At 74.8% G+C, this 290-nt stretch carries 1 pseudogene; it reads right to left on the bottom strand.

Going from position 1 to position 290, the window contains the following annotated elements:
* Nucleotides 1–28 precede the first annotated feature (28 nt).
* Nucleotides 29–290, bottom strand: a pseudogene (locus J0695_RS44065) (IclR family transcriptional regulator); the annotation flags it as partial.

The following is a 290-nucleotide window of genomic DNA, read 5'->3' as shown; positions in this document are numbered from 1 at the left end:
GGCTTATTTGCCCCGCCCGGTGTCCTTGTCAGCGCAGTGCGTCCGCTACCTCCTGGGCTGCTGCCACTACGCGCGGGCCCACCCGCTCGGGCACCGCCTCCGCCAGCATCACCACTCCCACGCTGCCCTCCAGACCCGACACCCCGACCAGCGGTGCGGCGGCTCCGCACGCGCCCGCCTCCAGTTCGCCGTGGGTGAGGGTGTAGCCGGGGCCCTCCGCGAGGCCGCCCGCACGGGCGGTGAGAATCGCCTTGCCCGCGGCTCCCCGGTCCAGCGCGTGACGGAAGCCG

It is taken from the genome of Streptomyces beijiangensis, from assembly GCF_017315755.1.
GTDB classification, from domain to species: Bacteria; Actinomycetota; Actinomycetes; order Streptomycetales; family Streptomycetaceae; genus Streptomyces; species Streptomyces beijiangensis.
This window is presented reverse-complemented; position numbering and strand designations above follow the sequence as displayed.